This is a genomic window from Acinetobacter sp. G18 (genome assembly GCF_052660225.1).
Genome location: NZ_CP109658.1, coordinates 255,219 through 270,251 on the forward strand (window position 1 = coordinate 255,219; position 15,033 = coordinate 270,251).

A 15,033-nucleotide genomic window follows, 5' to 3' on the forward strand; every position below is an offset into this window, starting at 1 on the left:
TATTTTTAGCTTTCACTCAAAACCATCTGTTTAATCTTAACGGCCTTTTCAAAATGATCTAACTTATGCTCCATAATCCACCAATGTGCTGCTTCCATGAGTAGCTCAGGGTTATCATTCTTATTTTTAAAAAAAGCATAAAAAGACAGACCGACATTGTCTCCCTTCTTTTCAATTTTATCGTCGCATCCCTTAATAAAAATTTCTCTTAATTCATTTCTCATAATTAGTATCACTTTAAGTCTATAAAACTAAGACGGCTTATTTTGCTCGCCCCATTGGCACATCATATCTAACAAAGGAATTAAAGATTGCCCTTTTTCTGAAAGACGATACTCAACCTTTGGCGGAATTTGAGGATATTCCTTGCGAGTAATCAGTCCATCTCTTTCCAATTCTTTAAGCGTATTGCTAAGTGTTCTAAATGAAATATTGCCAATGCAGCGTTGCATCTCATTAAAACGCATGACATTTTTTTCATACAGCCAATACATAATAATCATTTTATATTTGCCATTAATCAAAGAAAGGGTATAGCCAAAACCCGTATCTTCTAATGGTGTATATGAAGGAATGCACTCAGTCATTTTTAAAATCTACACTATCTTTTAGTATAGTATATAACATAAATTACCGTACTTATATTTAGGAAAGCACACTTCTATAATCGATTTATCAACTTTCCGATAAGAGTGTTTTCATAATGAAAAAGACATTAGTCATTGTTACCCATCCTCACATAGACCAATCTGTTGTAAATAAAAGATGGGTAGAAGAACTAGAAAAACACCCAGACCAATTTACGGTTCACCAAATTTATCAAGCCTACCCAGACGGTGTCATTGACGTTGCCAAAGAACAAGCACTAGTCGAAGAACACGAAAATTTAGTATTTCAATTTCCAGTGTATTGGTTTAACTGCCCACCGCTTTTGAAACAATGGATTGATGAGGTTGTGACTTATGGTTGGGGGTATGGTTCAACAGGTGACAAACTTAAAAATAAAAAGTTTATGTTGGCTTTGTCTGCGGGTGTGCAAGAAAAAGTTTATTCAGAGTATGGTGGATATAACCTTTCTTTAGAGCAAATTTTTACTCCATTTAAGCTAACAGCTTTATATGTTGGGGCAGACTATCAACCGCTTCATGCATTTTATGGTATAGACACAAACCCATCAGAAGATGACGATGTGCCGACTCAACAAGACATAGCGGATAATGCGGTTCAGTATGTTCAGAAGTTATTAGCGTTGTCTGAGTAAGCTTAAAAAGGAGGCCTAAACTTGAGAGTTTGGGCTTCTTATATAGAAGATTTTTAAAAAATTACATTAAGGTTTTAAGTTAAATATACAATTTATTTATGATATAAATGTCCGCTAAATATAGATTAAATTTAAAAATTTATGACTATTCTTGATATTAAAGAAAAAGAAAATACCCTTATAACTGACGATGCTCATGAATTAATATGCTACGCAACAATCAGTGAAATAAACTCATGGAACGATGTTGCTAACCTATATTCTGAAATTAAGCAGAAGCATTTACCTAAAAAAGTATTATTACTTTTAGAAGATATTGGGCAATGTGAATACACCTCCATGCATGCTTCAATGGGAGATGGGCTTTATTTTGATACTACAGAATTCGTTGAAGATGACAGTGCAGCAAGTTGGGAAAATACTCGACCTTTAGAGCTTCAATATCATATTGAACAATTATTAAAGCCAGAAAATTATATAGACTTTAATAACTTGCCTAAAAAATTTAGCTATAGCGATGAAGATCAAGCAACTCTGCTACAGATTAATGCTGAACCCGACAAAATTTTAGATGCCGTTATTCAAGTAAAGTTAGTCAATAGTCCAACTGAAACTCAAAAATTTGCAGCCTGCCTCAATGGATATTTTAGTTGTGATTTGAACCCTTTTGAGTCTTTTAGCTTGATTGAGTATTTAGATCAAAACTATGGCTTAGAGTATGTGGGTTTAGGGGCAAGCTTATTATTCTTTATGAAAACACCAAAATTTGATGCAAATAAAACGCCTCAATTAATTAATGAGTTGAGCAACTTTTATCAATTCAATCAAACAACGCATCACCAGCTAGAACAACATTTATCTCATCATGAATATCTTATTTTGCCTTATGTAGAGTCATTAGAAGTGTTCGATTTGGATTAAGGCTGATTAGGGAAATCTGATGGACTTCTTTTTGAGTTAGGCAATGGACCTTAAGAAATAGATTTTTAAATCGTTTGCAAAAACCAATTTTGTCTATAAGTTGAAAATACAATAATACATCTCTGGAAAAACTATGAATATCGCGCCTTTTCCATTTCAAATTACAAACTGGGAAGAAATTGAAGTCACTGAATATAACGGTGAAACAGGAAAAGCTTATTGGAAAACCCAATTTTTTGGTGAAGAAGGAAATAAAATTAGAGTAAGGCTTGTAGAGTACTCAGCAAATTACTTAGCAGACCATTGGTGTGAAAAAGGGCACATATTATTTTGTCTAGAAGGCGAGCTAGAAAGTAGATTGAAAGACGGGCGAATATTTACTTTAACGTCAGGCATGAGTTATCAAGTCGGAGACAATTCAGAGCCACATCAGTCTTTTAGCTTAAATGGTGCGAAGTTACTTATCGTTGATTAGATTTATACAAAAAACGCAATCAAATAAAGGGATAGAAATCTCTATCCCTCATCAAGCATCTTAATTTGCCAAAGTTGTCATGGCATTAACCAAGCTTGTAATCCCTGCATAAATATCTTTTAAGTTAGCTTGATCATCCATATAGGCAGGGGTAGTAACAAATAAGTTTTGTTGATCGACTACACAGTCTGAGGTTTGACAAACATGGTGAATTGAACCCGTTTTTCCGATTTCCTTAACCATATGAATGTCAGAGCCTAAAGTAATAGTTGGGTGTAACTCTCCAAACGTAAGTGCCAAGAGTGCAGGGGAAATACAAATTGCCCCAATAGGTTTCTTGCTCTGATGAAACGTTTTTAAAATTGAAGCTACCGTACCATGTACACGTGCCTCTGCGCCTTTAAATGCAAAAGTTGATAAGTTTTTTGCGACACCAAAGCCACCCGGCAAAATAAGACCATCAAATTCATTTGCATCGAGTTTATGAAGTAGTGAAATTTTACCTCGGGCAATTCTTGCCGCTTCTTGTAAAACATTTCTTCGCTCAGTCAGGTTGATTTCACCGCTTACATGGTCAATAACATGAAACAAAGGCTCATCAGGTGCAAAAATTTGATATTCAATATTGGCTGTATCTAAGGCTAATAGGGTTAAAACAGATTCTCTAATTTCAGAACCATCTAAATAACCACAACCCGATAAAATCACTGCTACTTTTTTCATTTGCTTGCTTAAGAACCTTTTTTAAATATGCAAAAGATCTTAAGTTTTCTTCTAAAAATTTTTTATACGCAGATTTGCCATAAATTCGCCCTAAGTGAGCATTTTTGTTTTGCGTAGCTCACGTGGGGTAATCCCAAACAAATTTTTAAATTGTTCAGTAAATCGAGATTGAGATTGATAGCCACATTCAAAAGCAATATTGCCAATACTGTTATTGGTGGTTTGAATAAGATGCAGCCCATGGCCGAGTCGTACTCTATTACGAATGTCCTGAATGCTGTTTCCTTCACTTTTAAGTTTTCTTCTTAAAGTCGATGAACTCATAAAAAGTTGAGCCGCGATAAATTCAGCGGTGAGTTCAGTAGACAAATGATCAGAAATGAAGGCCTGAACTTTTTCACTCAAGCTTGTATTCATGTTGAGTTTAGCAATGTCGGTATAGCCCGAATAATAAATAAGTTCTAAAAGCTCCCTTTTTCTAAATTTAAACGCAGAAGGAGGGGCAACTAAAGAGAAGTCTATAAACTGATACAGGGCACTTTCTAAAAGAGAATTCAGCTGGCCTTGAACATAGTTTTGAGAAGTACCCACGTTTTGAGGCAAGTCATTAAAATCTTCAAAATCAAACTCGATAAGAAGAGCGAAATATTCTTCTTGATCTGGAATATTACGCATATCAATGCTGGAACTGTTGGCTAAAAAAATAAAAGAACCAGCATCACATTTAATATTTTCAGTTTTTCCAAGTTCTTTAAATCCACTTAATACAATTATGAGTAAGGGTTTAGAAATCGGAACGTTTGTGATTTTTTGCTCTTGGCAAGCTGAATAGACCGTAAAAGGTAGGTTTAAGTTGCTATGCTCGAGCAGGCTTTTTTTAGCTAAAGAAATAAGATTCTTCATTGAATTTAAGTGCTTAATAAAATTTAGGCGTTGTGATGGATATAAAAATTATCAATATTTTTTTGGCTATTTTTAATGTTTGAGCCAATAAAAAAGCCTAAACCGATTAAGTTTAAGCTTCTTTAAATTTGAATTCTGGCGGTGAGAGAGGGATTCGAACCCTCGATACGCGCAAACGTATACACACTTTCCAGGCGTGCTCCTTCAGCCACTCGGACACCTCACCAAGGCGTGCGATAGTAACTAAAAAATCAGGTTCTGCCAAGATTTAAGACGAGCATTACAGAAAAAAAATAATAGAGGTGATAAGATTGCGCTAAAAATCTATTGGTTTAATTACACAATGCAAAATACGGCCAAAAAAGCGACCTTGCCTGCCACGGCTTTGGCAGCTCTTGGGGTGGTCTTTGGAGACATCGGAACGAGTCCGCTCTATGCCTTGAAAGAGTCCTTCCATGCTGCCCATGGTTTGGGAATTCAGCCTGAAAACGTATTAGGAATTTTATCCATTATTTTTTGGTGCTTAATGCTGATCATCAGCATCAAGTATGTCGCAATTGTCATGCGTGCAGACAACAATGGCGAAGGCGGTATCATGGCCTTACTCGCATTGAATTTGCGTAAAGCAAAAATTGCCGACAACAAAAAAATCTACATGATTGCTATTGGCTTTATTGGGGCATCACTGTTCTTTGGTGACGGTATTATTACCCCTGCAATTTCGGTATTGTCCGCGGTCGAAGGGTTGTCTATTGCAACCAACGTTTTTGACCCGTTCATTATGCCAATTGCAATCGCCATTATCATTACGCTGTTTTTAGTGCAAAAACATGGTACGGCCTTTGTAGGAAAGTTCTTTGGTCCAATTACACTTGTGTGGTTTATCTCTTTAGGTGCATTAGGCCTTCACAGTGTTATTCAAACACCGATTGTACTCGGCATGTTTAGTCCGCATTGGGCAATTCAGTTTATCTATCACCATCCAATCATGACGTTTTTTGTGATGGGTGCCGTGGTGTTAACAGTAACGGGTGGTGAAGCTCTCTATGCCGACATGGGACATTTTGGACCAGTTCCGATTCGTCTTGCGTGGTTCTTTGTAGTGTTGCCATGCTTAGTTTTAAACTATGCAGGACAGGGCGCATTGTTACTTCGTGACCCTGCGGCAATTGAAAATCCGTTCTATTTACTGGTTCCTCAGTGGGCACTTTACCCAATGATTATTATGGCGACTATGGCAACAGTGATTGCCTCTCAAGCTGTAATTTCAGGGGTATTTTCTCTTGCTCGCCAAGCGATTCAATTGGGTTATTTACCACGTTTAAGTATTAAACATACCTCTGAGTCTGAAGAAGGTCAGATCTATGTGCCGTTCTTAAACTGGTTACTTTTAATCGCAATTATTATTTTAATTCTGATTTTCAAAACCAGCTCAAACTTGGCAAGTGCTTATGGTTTAGCAGTAACTTTAACCATGCTCTGTGACACGATTTTGGTTTCTATCTTTATCTACTCGGCGTGGAAATGGAGCTGGCCAAAAGTGGTGTTACTGATTATTCCATTCTTCATTTTAGAGTCGGTTTTAGTCGCAGCAACTTCACTTAAAGTGCTATCAGGTGGTTGGGTGCCGTTGCTCATTGGTGGTATTGCAGTCACTATCTTAATGACATGGAAACGCGGTCGTGAGCTTACCTTTGCTAAACTTGAACATGACACATTGTCTTTAGACTTGTTTGTGAAAAGTATTGGTAATAGCGTGCACTGGGTACCGGGTGATGCCGTGTTTATGACAGGTACACCAAACGTTGTACCGCATGCTATGTTGCATAATATCAAGCACAACAAAGTACTGCATCAGCGTAATATTCTGGTCACTGTGGTGATTGAAGATGTGCCTTTCGTAGCACCAGAAGAACGTATTACGACAGAAGCTTTAGCTGAACATTTCTACCGTATTAAAATTTTCTATGGTTTTAAAGATGAAATGAATGTGCCAAAAGCACTCATGAAAGCTTATGAGCAGTTAGGTCTTGAATACGACTTAATGCATATCAGCTTCTTTATTTCGCGCGATCGTATTGTTCACTCGGTGGGTGATGGTATGTCGCCATGGAGAGAAAAGCTGTTTATTTCGATGCAGCGTAATACCAGTCCGGTGAGTGACTTCTACCAAATTCCAACCAACCGAGTGGTGGAGTTAGGTAGTCAAATCGAAATATAAAATTTGATGTAATAAAAAAACCAAGACATAAGTCTTGGTTTTTTTATGGCTCTTTTTATTGAGCTTGTGCCATTGGTGCATCTGCTGGTAAAGCACCATCTTTTGCCATTGGGTCCGCAGACTGGTTCGGGTTGGCTGGTGGCGGTGGAGTATTTGGGTCTTGTGGCGCTGGAGCAGCCATATCACCGCCCGCTGGAGGTGCTGGTGGTGCATCTGCTGGAGGAGCAGGAGGTACATCAGCTGGAATAGGAGCACCCGTAGGGGCTGCACCTGTTGGCGGAGCAGAAACAGGTTGTACTTTCCCACTATTCACTAAATCACTAATAGAGCCAGGCTGGCCATTGACGGTTGTAGTGACTTTTACTTTAGACAAACTTTCTAAAGTTTCACCTGGTTGGACCGCAGGTTCAGCTAGGGCTGCCATACTGCACAGTCCAGCAATTACGCCAATACCAATAATCTTTGAATGGATCATTAAATGGACTCCGTTTATATTTTTATCCAAATTTGTGGAGCTAACCATGTCATAAGGCATGAGGGCTTTTCAATGAAAGATACGCAATTAACCCAATTCAATAGTGAAAGTTCCTCACAATCCCAACAGATTGTTACGTAAGGGGAAATGGAGTTACAAAAAAGATGACCATGTTTTAACCATTTGAAAGATAAGCGATATACTTAAAAAAGCAGGATTGTTAAGCTGCGTGTGGACAGTGGTATTGATAGAAACATGGCAAGCAAAAAAAGTAGTTCAGGCATCTTCGGTGATTTTTCTTTAAGCGAGCATTTTGGCAAAATTGTACTTGCCGGAGTGGCAGCAGGAAGCTTTGCCATCGCTTTTGGTGGTGAAAAAATTTCACAATGGTTTTCGCCTTTAAGTACTAACTCGACTTGTCTAAATCAGTTTTATCGTGAAGTTCCACCTGCCCTAAATAAAGAAAGTTTAAAAAAAGACAGTTATGCGCTGTGTTTTAATGGCTTCAATGTTCTGTACTCGGGTATGTCTAAAACGCCGTTATGGTCAGCTGAATATCTAAGTCCTGAACGTTTAAGCACTAAAATTAAACGTGAAGATAATTTCCACGAAGAAACACGTGTTCCAGAGCGTCACCGTTCATTGTTAAGCGATTATCGTGGCTCAGGCTATGACCGTGGGCACATGTCTCCAAATGGTGATATGCCAACTAAAGACTCGCAATACGATAGCTTCTCGCTCAGTAATATGGTTCCGCAGGCCCCTAAAAATAATCAGGAAGTTTGGCGTAAGCTTGAAGACGCTACACGTGCTGTGGTTACTAAGCAAAAGCAAGATGCCTATATTGTGACGGGACCAATTTTTGAAGGGCAACGACTCAAAACGATTGGGCGTGGTGTTATTGTTCCAAGCGCTGTATATAAAGCTGTTTATTATCCTAAAACGGGTGCAATTGGCGCTTACTATGCGCCAAATAACAACTCGCAGCAGGTCAAAGTTGTGAGTGTTTGTTATTTGGAAGAAAAGTTAGGAATTAACTTATTTCCCCAACTTACCGAACAACAAAAACGTAATGTTTATCGTCTGCCATTAACATCTAGCCAAGTTAAGCCAAATCAGAAATTAGATTATTTGCACTGGGATGGAGAAAGCCAGTGTGAACAAGATTTAACTAAAGATCAGATTCACGCATTACAAGATCAGTTTAAAAAGCAAAAAAGTACGTCTTCTGAACCTATGGAATCAAAAGTTCCAAGTATTGATGAAGAAACTAGAAAGGCGATTGTGAAACAATTAGTAGAAGCCTTGGTGAACTATTTCTTGCAAATCATTAAATAACTCGCATGTAAACATTGTTGCACAGTTCTTATTCAATACAATAAGATGAGCATACAGATCTGTATGTTTATCCATTTATTCGAATAAGGACAATAACAATGTTTGCCTCGATGTTTCTTTTTTCTTTTGCTATGTCTATTACCCCGGGTCCCGTCAATACCGTCATTTTATCGACCAGCTTAAATCATGGTTTAAAAAGATCAGTTCCGTATATTTCAGGCGCTACCATTGGTTTTACTTTGCTTTTGATTTTTATGGCGTTTGGCCTGCAAAGTGTATTAACTCAATTTCCAGTTGTCTTAAAAATTCTTGCGATTTGTGGAACGCTCTTTGTTTGTTATATCGGGATTAAAATTATTCTTTCTGCTGCAAATATTTCTATTTCAAGTGATCCTGTCGAACAGATCATTATTCCCAATTTTAAAGATGGGTTCTTGTTACAGTGGCTTAACCCTAAAGCGTGGTTAGCTTGTGTATCGGGTATAACCATGTTTACCAGCATTGAAAACCCGCAGGCGTTGCCGATTTTTATCGTTATTTATTTTTTCACCTGTTATGTGTGTTTGTTCTTTTGGGGATTCTGTGGTGATAAATTTTCAGTGGTGCTAAACCAAGGCAACCGTTTGAAATATTTTAATATCTTGATGGGCGCTTTTTTAATTTTATCGGCACTTTTAATTTTGATTGATTTTTTTTAAATTGATCGTATTACACTGTGAAGATATAACAACGAGACACACTTATGTTTAAGCCATTTGAAAAGGGTACCGAGTCTTCTTCAATTGAAGATTTAACATTAGAAAATGATGTCGATTGCGTGAGCATTTATGGCAATTTGCAAATTACTAAAGACAAAGTCGGCTTAGAGCAGGCAAAGGCATTGCAGAGCTTTTTAAACGATGTGGTTGCAGCTTTGGAAAAAGAAGAATTGCCTGAGAAAATTGAACGTCCAGCTGAACAAGAAGTGAATAATCCGTTTTTATAATTTATGCATTCTATGTGTGATGTTGAGCATAGTCATGCTGCCATACAGTCTTTAGTACCCGGTTAGGTGTTAGTGAATTTGTATAGACATTTGTTACTTTTGAAAGCCCAAAAGTAAGCAAAAGGCTTTGTTGAGCAGAGGGCACTTCCGTGTACCCCTGCTCAACAGGTGACATCCATGTCACCCACCGCGATAGCAGATTAAGGTTATAGATATAAAGAATTAATCTTTATCTCCAGCAACCACTTTATAAATAATCGCACCAATCACAGCACCTAAAATCGGCGCTACCCAGAACAACCACAATTGACTTAAAGCACCAGTTTGAGCAAAGAATGCAACACCTGTACTACGTGCAGGGTTCACCGAAGTATTTGTCACTGGAATACTGATTAAGTGAATAAGTGTTAATGCAAGACCAATTGCAATAGGCGCAAAACCAGCAGGTGCACGACCATGCGTTGATCCTAAAATAACAATTAAGAAGAAAGCAGTAAGGACCACTTCAATAATAAAAGCAGAACCTAAACCAAATTTATTTGGTGATAAATCACCAAAACCATTTGAAGCAAAGCCGCCTACACCAGTGAAGCCAGCTTGTCCTTGAGCAATAATATAAAGAACAAATGCAGCAGCAGTCGCGCCGACTACTTGTGCAACGATATAAGGAATTAAATCTTTAATATCAAAACGACCGCCGACCCAAAGACCGACACTCACCGCGGGATTAAAATGTCCACCAGAAATATGCCCTAAAGCATAAGCACCAGTGAGTACGGTTAAACCAAAGGCAAGGGCTACACCTGCAAAGCCAATACCAAGTTCAGGGAAAGCTGCGGCTAATACAGCGCTACCACAACCACCAAAGACTAACCAAAACGTACCTAAGAATTCAGCAAAATATTTATTCATTGTGATTACTCATCTATTGATCTATTTTTTAATTAGTGTGAAATATGTCACAAAAAATTAAGCATGTGACTATATGAAATTTTTGTTTTCAGTGTTGTTTTAATCAAGAAAAGATTTGTAAGTTTTGGTTGGTTATTCTTTGTCTAAAAAATGATCTCTCCATTGTTGTGGTGTTTGATTGGTCCAATGTTTAAAAGCTCTTTGAAAAGCACTTTGTTCTGAGTAACAAAGCAAAAGGGCAATTTCTTGTAAACTTAAATGTGGGTCTTTTAAATATTCGGTTGCCAGCATAAAGCGAACTTGTTGTACACGCTCTTGAAAGGTGGTGTTTTGCTGTTGTAAATGTCGTTGGAGCTGCCGAACCGAAAGTCCTAACTGTGTTGCAATATATTCAATTTGATATTGATCCTTTTGTAAGCCAGTCAAAATTGAATGCTGTAAGCGCTGATCGAGTTGGGTTGAATTTGGTAATTGCTCTAATAGCGCTTGTGCTTGCTGAACCAATAGCTGCTGTAATGTATGGTCGGCGCTGCTAAGTGGCTTATGAATTTCTGTAATTGGAATGAGTAACTCAGTACGCGGCTGGTTAAAACGAACAGGGCATTGAAAGTACTGTTCATAAACCCTGATATTTTTAGGGGCAGTATTTAAGAAACGTACCTCATGTAAATGTACATCTTCATGAGACATAAAAAGACGTAAGAACTGAATGACCAGCGCAATCGCGATTTCATCGGTAAGTTGAGTGGGGTGTAGCTCAGTCGCTTCCCAGCGGATAGAAGCATATTGTCCCTGTAGTTTAACAACTAATGGACTTCCGTCATAAATTAGGCGGTGAAAGTCATGATAACGAATCAAAGCTTCCCCTAAGTTATCGCAAGAGAGTGCAAGGTAGGCAATAATTCCTAAGTGTTTGGGTTGTACATATTTGGCAATTTCTAGGCCTAATCCTGGCTTGGGGTCGAGTTTATAAATCACTTCTAATAGATCACGCCAAACCACATAGTCAAAGCGTTCGAGATTTTGAACTTGTTCTAATTGCTCAGGAATCACTAACTCATTTGCTTCACAATAAGCTTTTAATAGATGTCCCAGTCCTCCATACACCGAACCTGTATAATTTTTTAGTTGTGGCATCCGTGACCACCTCTTTCTTGTCGTGATTTGTCAATGAAACCATAAATTCTGGTCAATACCTAGCATAACGAATTTTATATGCTGAATAAAAAGAAAAAGGAGTAAGGCGATGTTAAAAGGGTTTATTACAGGAATTGCAGTGGCAAATGCATTTGAATGGATGGCACACAAATATATTTTGCATGGTGTGCACCGTGCTGGACAACCGCGCTATAGCCCAGTGCCCAGAAGCATGGAGTCACACTGGGCACACCATCGTGAAGTACGCAAACAGCAATTTCATGATGATTGCTATGTTGAGGGCGTTGGCAACTGGCGAACTAAAAATGAGTTAATTTCACTTGCCGTAGTGGCAACAGTCTCAAGTGTAGTTTTCTATCCATTTTCAAAAGGTATGGCACTCGCGGCTTGGTACAGTGCTGGTAATTATTATTATATTCATCGCCGTGCACATTTAGAGCCTGACTGGGCAAAGCGTAAAATTCCGTGGCATTACGACCATCACATGAACTCTAATCAAGACGCTAATTGGTGTGTGACTAAGCCTTGGTTTGATTATGTGATGGGAACACGTGTGGTGTCTTCGGCAGATTTAAAAGAACAAAACCCTTTGGGCATTCGGTTACCTACTACGCTTGCTAGACCGCTGTCTCAAGCAGTAGAGAAAATCTTTCCTGCAAAATGGGTCGAGAAAAAAGAAAAACCTCAACTCGTTAGCGACATAAATTCGGTCGATGGTGCTGCATAAAAAATAAAGGGGCATATCGCCCCTTTAAATATTAATAAGCTTACAAGCGCATTTCGATACCTTGTTCAGCTAAATATTGTTTAGCTTCTGGAATCGTATATTGGCCAAAGTGGAAAATACTTGCTGCCAATACTGCGTCTGCACCACCTTGTAAAATACCGTCTGCAAGATGTTGTAAGTTGCCCACACCACCCGAAGCAATGGTTGGAATGGTAACGCGATCATTAATGGCACGCATTAAAGCAATATCGTAACCTGCTTTAGTACCATCGGCATCCATACTGGTAATGAGTAACTCACCCGCACCGTAGTCAGCCATTTTCACAGCCCATTCAATGGCATCAATACCTGTTGGTTTACGACCACCGTGAGTAAAGATTTCCCATTTGTTATCACCGGTTTTTTTGGCATCAATCGCAACCACAATACATTGCGCGCCAAAGTGCTGAGAAGCTTCTTGAACAAATTCTGGGTTAAATACGGCAGCTGAGTTAATACTCACTTTGTCTGCACCTGCATTTAATAATGCACGAATATCTTCAACCTTACGTACACCACCACCAACCGTTAATGGCACAAATACAGTCTCGGCCATACGTTCAACAGTACGGTAAGTGGTGTCGCGTCCATGATGTGTAGCGGTAATGTCTAAGAAAGTAATTTCGTCTGCACCTTGTTCGTTATAGCGACGTGCCACTTCAACAGGGTCGCCAGCATCACGAATATCGAGGAATTGAACGCCTTTAACTACGCGTCCGTTATCAACGTCTAGGCAAGGAATAATACGTTTAGCAAGCATAGCTTTTTCCAAAAATAATCGCCGTTGGTGAAAGTTCCTACACAGGCGCTACACCTTCATGGAGGGAAGAGGTATTCTATCAAACTTCACAGATGTTTTTTGCAGGTTTTCCATGTCGGTTTATACCCCGTTGAGTTTAGATGAAGTTCGCACCTTTGCTGCACCTTATGGATTAGAGGTGTTGGAGCTGAACCCAATTCAGGGAGGTATTCAAAACACCAATTATTTTTTGGTTGATGTAAACCGCAAACAGTATGTACTTACCGTGTTTGAAGAGTTAGATGCACAGGGGGCAGGTGAACTTATTCCTGTACTTGAACAATTGGGGACTCATGATGTACCCGTTGCTGTACCGTTAAAACATAGCGGGCAAGCGGTTCACGTGATTGCAGAAAAGCCTGCACAGATTGCACCACGTCTCATGGGGCACCATCCCGTGCAAACCACAGTAGAACAAGTTGCAGCAATTGCAGATGCACAGGCGAAACTGCATGTGGCTTTACAAGACTTTCCGCTTGAACGTGAATATAGACGCGATCATCAATACTGGACAGGCGTTGCAGAGCAGCTTAAGCCAAATATGACTCAAGAAGATCAAGCTTTACTTGAGCAGGTCTATCAAGCTTTTAATACTAAAACAGTGCAGTATTCAAACCGACCAACAGGTTTTATTCATTCAGATTTGTTCCGCGACAATACATTGTTTGAAGGTGATCAATTACAAGGTATTTTAGATTTTTACGAGTTAAATCAAGATGAATTGCTGTTTGATATTGCGATTACCATCAATGATTTTTGTACCGAATATCCAGCAGCACATTTAAACTCAGACAAAGTGGCAGCTTACTTATCGGCATACCAAAAAGTTCGTGTGCTTACTTCAGATGAACTGGAATGTTTAGATGTATTCTTAGCAATGGCAGCATGCCGTTTTTGGTCAATGCGTTTGCAAGTTGCTCAAAAAAATAAAGAAGAAGGACGTACAGGCGACGACATTTTGCAAAAAGACCCGCAAGAAATGCGAGCAATGATGCAAGACCGTTTAAGTCATGTAAAAGCATAAAAGGAATAAAGATGCGAGATCAGGGGCGTTTAGTCGAATGGTTCGACGAAAAAGGTTATGGCTTTATTCAGCCGGATGATGCTGAAAAAGAGCGAGTCTTTTTGCATATCAAAGATTTTGCACGCCCCGGACCTCGGCCAATTATTGGTTGTGCACTAGAGTATTTGGTCATTTTAGATGAGCGAGGTCGCTTCCGTGCCCAGCAAGTCACTTATTTGAAGGCATCACAAACGCGTAAAGCTTCAAAGTCAGCAAAAACAGAATCTTCATTTCAGGCAAAACCATGGTCTGCCATGCAAATGGGCATCGTATTTTATTTTGTTCTAATGGGCATTATGAGTTTTATCCATGTTCTGCCAGCTTATACCTTATTGTTTATCTTAATGATGAATGGCTTAAGTTATTGGCTATATTCACAAGATAAAGAAGCCGCACAACTAGGCAATCGCCGTATTCCTGAACAGACTTTACATATTGTGAGCTTTTTAGGTGGTTGGCCAGCTGCATGGTGGGCACAACAAAAACTGAGACATAAAACACAAAAACAACCATTTCGTAAGATTTATTTTTGTACCATATTCCTTCATTTACTTTTGATTTTGTGGCTAATTTCTCCTTTAAACGTTTTGCGGGGATCATAAAAGTAAATTGTTTTATTAAACTTGAGAGGTATAAAAATGAATAGTTCTATCGACCAAGATCCGAATCGTACTTTAACACTTATTTTGTATGTACTTTATATTGTTGCCATTTTTACGGGCGGCTTACTTGCGATTATTGCTTTAATTATTAACTACGTAAAACGTTCCGATGTACAAGGTTCAATTTTTGCGAGTCACTTTACTTGGCAAATCAGAACATTCTGGTGGTATCTCGTTTGGAATATTATTGCCTTTTTACCGTTTATTTTCTTGTTTTTTACAGGTGAAAATACCGATTTATTTGCAGGTGTTGCGATCTCATCGACCGTATTCTGTGTGGGCGTCATTACAGCGGCATGGATCTGGATCGTATATCGTGCAATTCGCGGTCTGATTGCATTAAACGACAATCGTCCGATGTATCAATAAAT

At 38.8% G+C, this 15,033-nt stretch carries 19 protein-coding genes and 1 tRNA gene; 11 read left to right on the forward strand and 9 right to left on the reverse strand.

Annotated elements, in window-relative coordinates:
* Nucleotides 1–5: 5 nt before the first annotated feature.
* Nucleotides 6–224 carry a DUF6500 family protein gene (locus NE363_RS01150; RefSeq protein ID WP_151792190.1) on the reverse strand — a complete coding sequence of 73 codons (219 nt, stop codon included), beginning with the start codon at nucleotides 222–224 and terminating at the stop codon, nucleotides 6–8.
* Between the two features lie 27 nt (nucleotides 225–251).
* Entirely contained in the window at nucleotides 252–587 is a 336-nt protein-coding gene (locus tag NE363_RS01155) for a winged helix-turn-helix transcriptional regulator (protein ID WP_005300806.1), read from the reverse strand.
* Between the two features lie 116 nt (nucleotides 588–703).
* Between NE363_RS01155 and NE363_RS01160 the strand changes: the two genes are divergently transcribed.
* The 3 genes from NE363_RS01160 to NE363_RS01170 all read left to right on the forward strand — a co-directional run bounded on the left by NE363_RS01160 (nucleotide 704) and on the right by NE363_RS01170 (nucleotide 2,657).
* The gene (locus NE363_RS01160; RefSeq protein ID WP_004705070.1) at nucleotides 704–1,261 is read left to right on the forward strand and encodes an NAD(P)H-dependent oxidoreductase; all 558 of its coding nucleotides are present in this window, start codon (nucleotides 704–706) and stop codon (nucleotides 1,259–1,261) included.
* 141 nt (nucleotides 1,262–1,402) lie between these two features.
* Nucleotides 1,403–2,182: a hypothetical protein gene (locus NE363_RS01165; protein WP_445535673.1), complete on the forward strand. Its 780-nt coding sequence runs from the start codon at nucleotides 1,403–1,405 to the stop codon at nucleotides 2,180–2,182.
* Between the two features lie 133 nt (nucleotides 2,183–2,315).
* On the forward strand, nucleotides 2,316–2,657 hold the full coding sequence (locus tag NE363_RS01170) for a DHCW motif cupin fold protein (protein WP_445535674.1): 342 nt from the start codon (nucleotides 2,316–2,318) through the stop codon (nucleotides 2,655–2,657).
* Between the two features lie 60 nt (nucleotides 2,658–2,717).
* Here the strand turns inward: NE363_RS01170 and elbB are convergent, their stop codons facing one another.
* From elbB to NE363_RS01185, 3 genes are all read right to left on the reverse strand, one after another.
* Nucleotides 2,718–3,380 (reverse strand): isoprenoid biosynthesis glyoxalase ElbB, encoded by a 663-nt coding sequence (gene elbB, locus NE363_RS01175; RefSeq protein WP_445535675.1) that lies wholly within the window; start codon nucleotides 3,378–3,380, stop codon nucleotides 2,718–2,720.
* A gap of 90 nt (nucleotides 3,381–3,470) precedes the next feature.
* Nucleotides 3,471–4,283, reverse strand: coding sequence for a helix-turn-helix transcriptional regulator (locus NE363_RS01180; protein WP_445535676.1), 813 nt, complete (start codon nucleotides 4,281–4,283; stop codon nucleotides 3,471–3,473).
* Nucleotides 4,284–4,419: 136 nt separating this feature from the next.
* Nucleotides 4,420–4,509, reverse strand: a tRNA-Ser gene (locus NE363_RS01185).
* Nucleotides 4,510–4,626: 117 nt separating this feature from the next.
* Here NE363_RS01185 and NE363_RS01190 point away from each other — a divergent pair.
* Nucleotides 4,627–6,504 (forward strand): potassium transporter Kup, encoded by a 1,878-nt coding sequence (locus NE363_RS01190; RefSeq protein ID WP_445535677.1) that lies wholly within the window; start codon nucleotides 4,627–4,629, stop codon nucleotides 6,502–6,504.
* 55 nt (nucleotides 6,505–6,559) lie between these two features.
* On the opposite strand, the gene NE363_RS01195 is transcribed toward NE363_RS01190, so the two are convergent.
* The gene (locus NE363_RS01195; protein WP_445535678.1) at nucleotides 6,560–6,979 is read right to left on the reverse strand and encodes a hypothetical protein; all 420 of its coding nucleotides are present in this window, start codon (nucleotides 6,977–6,979) and stop codon (nucleotides 6,560–6,562) included.
* 255 nt (nucleotides 6,980–7,234) lie between these two features.
* On the opposite strand from NE363_RS01195, the gene NE363_RS01200 reads away from it, so the two are divergent.
* The 3 genes from NE363_RS01200 to NE363_RS01210 all read left to right on the forward strand — a co-directional run bounded on the left by NE363_RS01200 (nucleotide 7,235) and on the right by NE363_RS01210 (nucleotide 9,302).
* A complete protein-coding gene (locus NE363_RS01200) occupies nucleotides 7,235–8,317 on the forward strand; it encodes a DNA/RNA non-specific endonuclease (protein ID WP_039251040.1) in 1,083 nt (360 codons plus the stop codon).
* 98 nt (nucleotides 8,318–8,415) lie between these two features.
* Nucleotides 8,416–9,015: a LysE family translocator gene (locus NE363_RS01205; RefSeq protein ID WP_004705089.1), complete on the forward strand. Its 600-nt coding sequence runs from the start codon at nucleotides 8,416–8,418 to the stop codon at nucleotides 9,013–9,015.
* Nucleotides 9,016–9,059: 44 nt separating this feature from the next.
* Nucleotides 9,060–9,302: a hypothetical protein gene (locus tag NE363_RS01210; RefSeq protein ID WP_000476056.1), complete on the forward strand. Its 243-nt coding sequence runs from the start codon at nucleotides 9,060–9,062 to the stop codon at nucleotides 9,300–9,302.
* A 222-nt stretch (nucleotides 9,303–9,524) separates the two neighbouring features.
* On the opposite strand, the gene aqpZ is transcribed toward NE363_RS01210, so the two are convergent.
* Nucleotides 9,525–10,214, reverse strand: coding sequence for an aquaporin Z (gene aqpZ, locus NE363_RS01215; RefSeq protein ID WP_004705093.1), 690 nt, complete (start codon nucleotides 10,212–10,214; stop codon nucleotides 9,525–9,527).
* A 132-nt stretch (nucleotides 10,215–10,346) separates the two neighbouring features.
* Complete coding sequence (locus NE363_RS01220) at nucleotides 10,347–11,351, reverse strand: AraC family transcriptional regulator ligand-binding domain-containing protein (protein WP_445535679.1); 1,005 nt, start codon at nucleotides 11,349–11,351, stop codon at nucleotides 10,347–10,349.
* A 109-nt stretch (nucleotides 11,352–11,460) separates the two neighbouring features.
* Between NE363_RS01220 and NE363_RS01225 the strand changes: the two genes are divergently transcribed.
* A complete protein-coding gene (locus tag NE363_RS01225; protein ID WP_445535680.1) occupies nucleotides 11,461–12,099 on the forward strand; it encodes a hypothetical protein in 639 nt (212 codons plus the stop codon).
* 40 nt (nucleotides 12,100–12,139) lie between these two features.
* On the opposite strand, the gene hisF is transcribed toward NE363_RS01225, so the two are convergent.
* The gene (hisF, locus tag NE363_RS01230) at nucleotides 12,140–12,898 is read right to left on the reverse strand and encodes an imidazole glycerol phosphate synthase subunit HisF (protein ID WP_000880078.1); all 759 of its coding nucleotides are present in this window, start codon (nucleotides 12,896–12,898) and stop codon (nucleotides 12,140–12,142) included.
* Nucleotides 12,899–13,010: 112 nt separating this feature from the next.
* On the opposite strand from hisF, the gene NE363_RS01235 reads away from it, so the two are divergent.
* From NE363_RS01235 to NE363_RS01245, 3 genes are read left to right on the forward strand one after another with little or no spacing between them, the layout of a single operon-like run.
* A complete protein-coding gene (locus NE363_RS01235; RefSeq protein ID WP_445535681.1) occupies nucleotides 13,011–13,961 on the forward strand; it encodes a homoserine kinase in 951 nt (316 codons plus the stop codon).
* 11 nt (nucleotides 13,962–13,972) lie between these two features.
* Entirely contained in the window at nucleotides 13,973–14,602 is a 630-nt protein-coding gene (locus tag NE363_RS01240) for a DUF1294 domain-containing protein (RefSeq protein WP_151741159.1), read from the forward strand.
* A gap of 36 nt (nucleotides 14,603–14,638) precedes the next feature.
* Nucleotides 14,639–15,031 carry a DUF4870 family protein gene (locus tag NE363_RS01245; RefSeq protein WP_445535682.1) on the forward strand — a complete coding sequence of 131 codons (393 nt, stop codon included), beginning with the start codon at nucleotides 14,639–14,641 and terminating at the stop codon, nucleotides 15,029–15,031.
* Nucleotides 15,032–15,033: the final 2 nt, after the last annotated feature.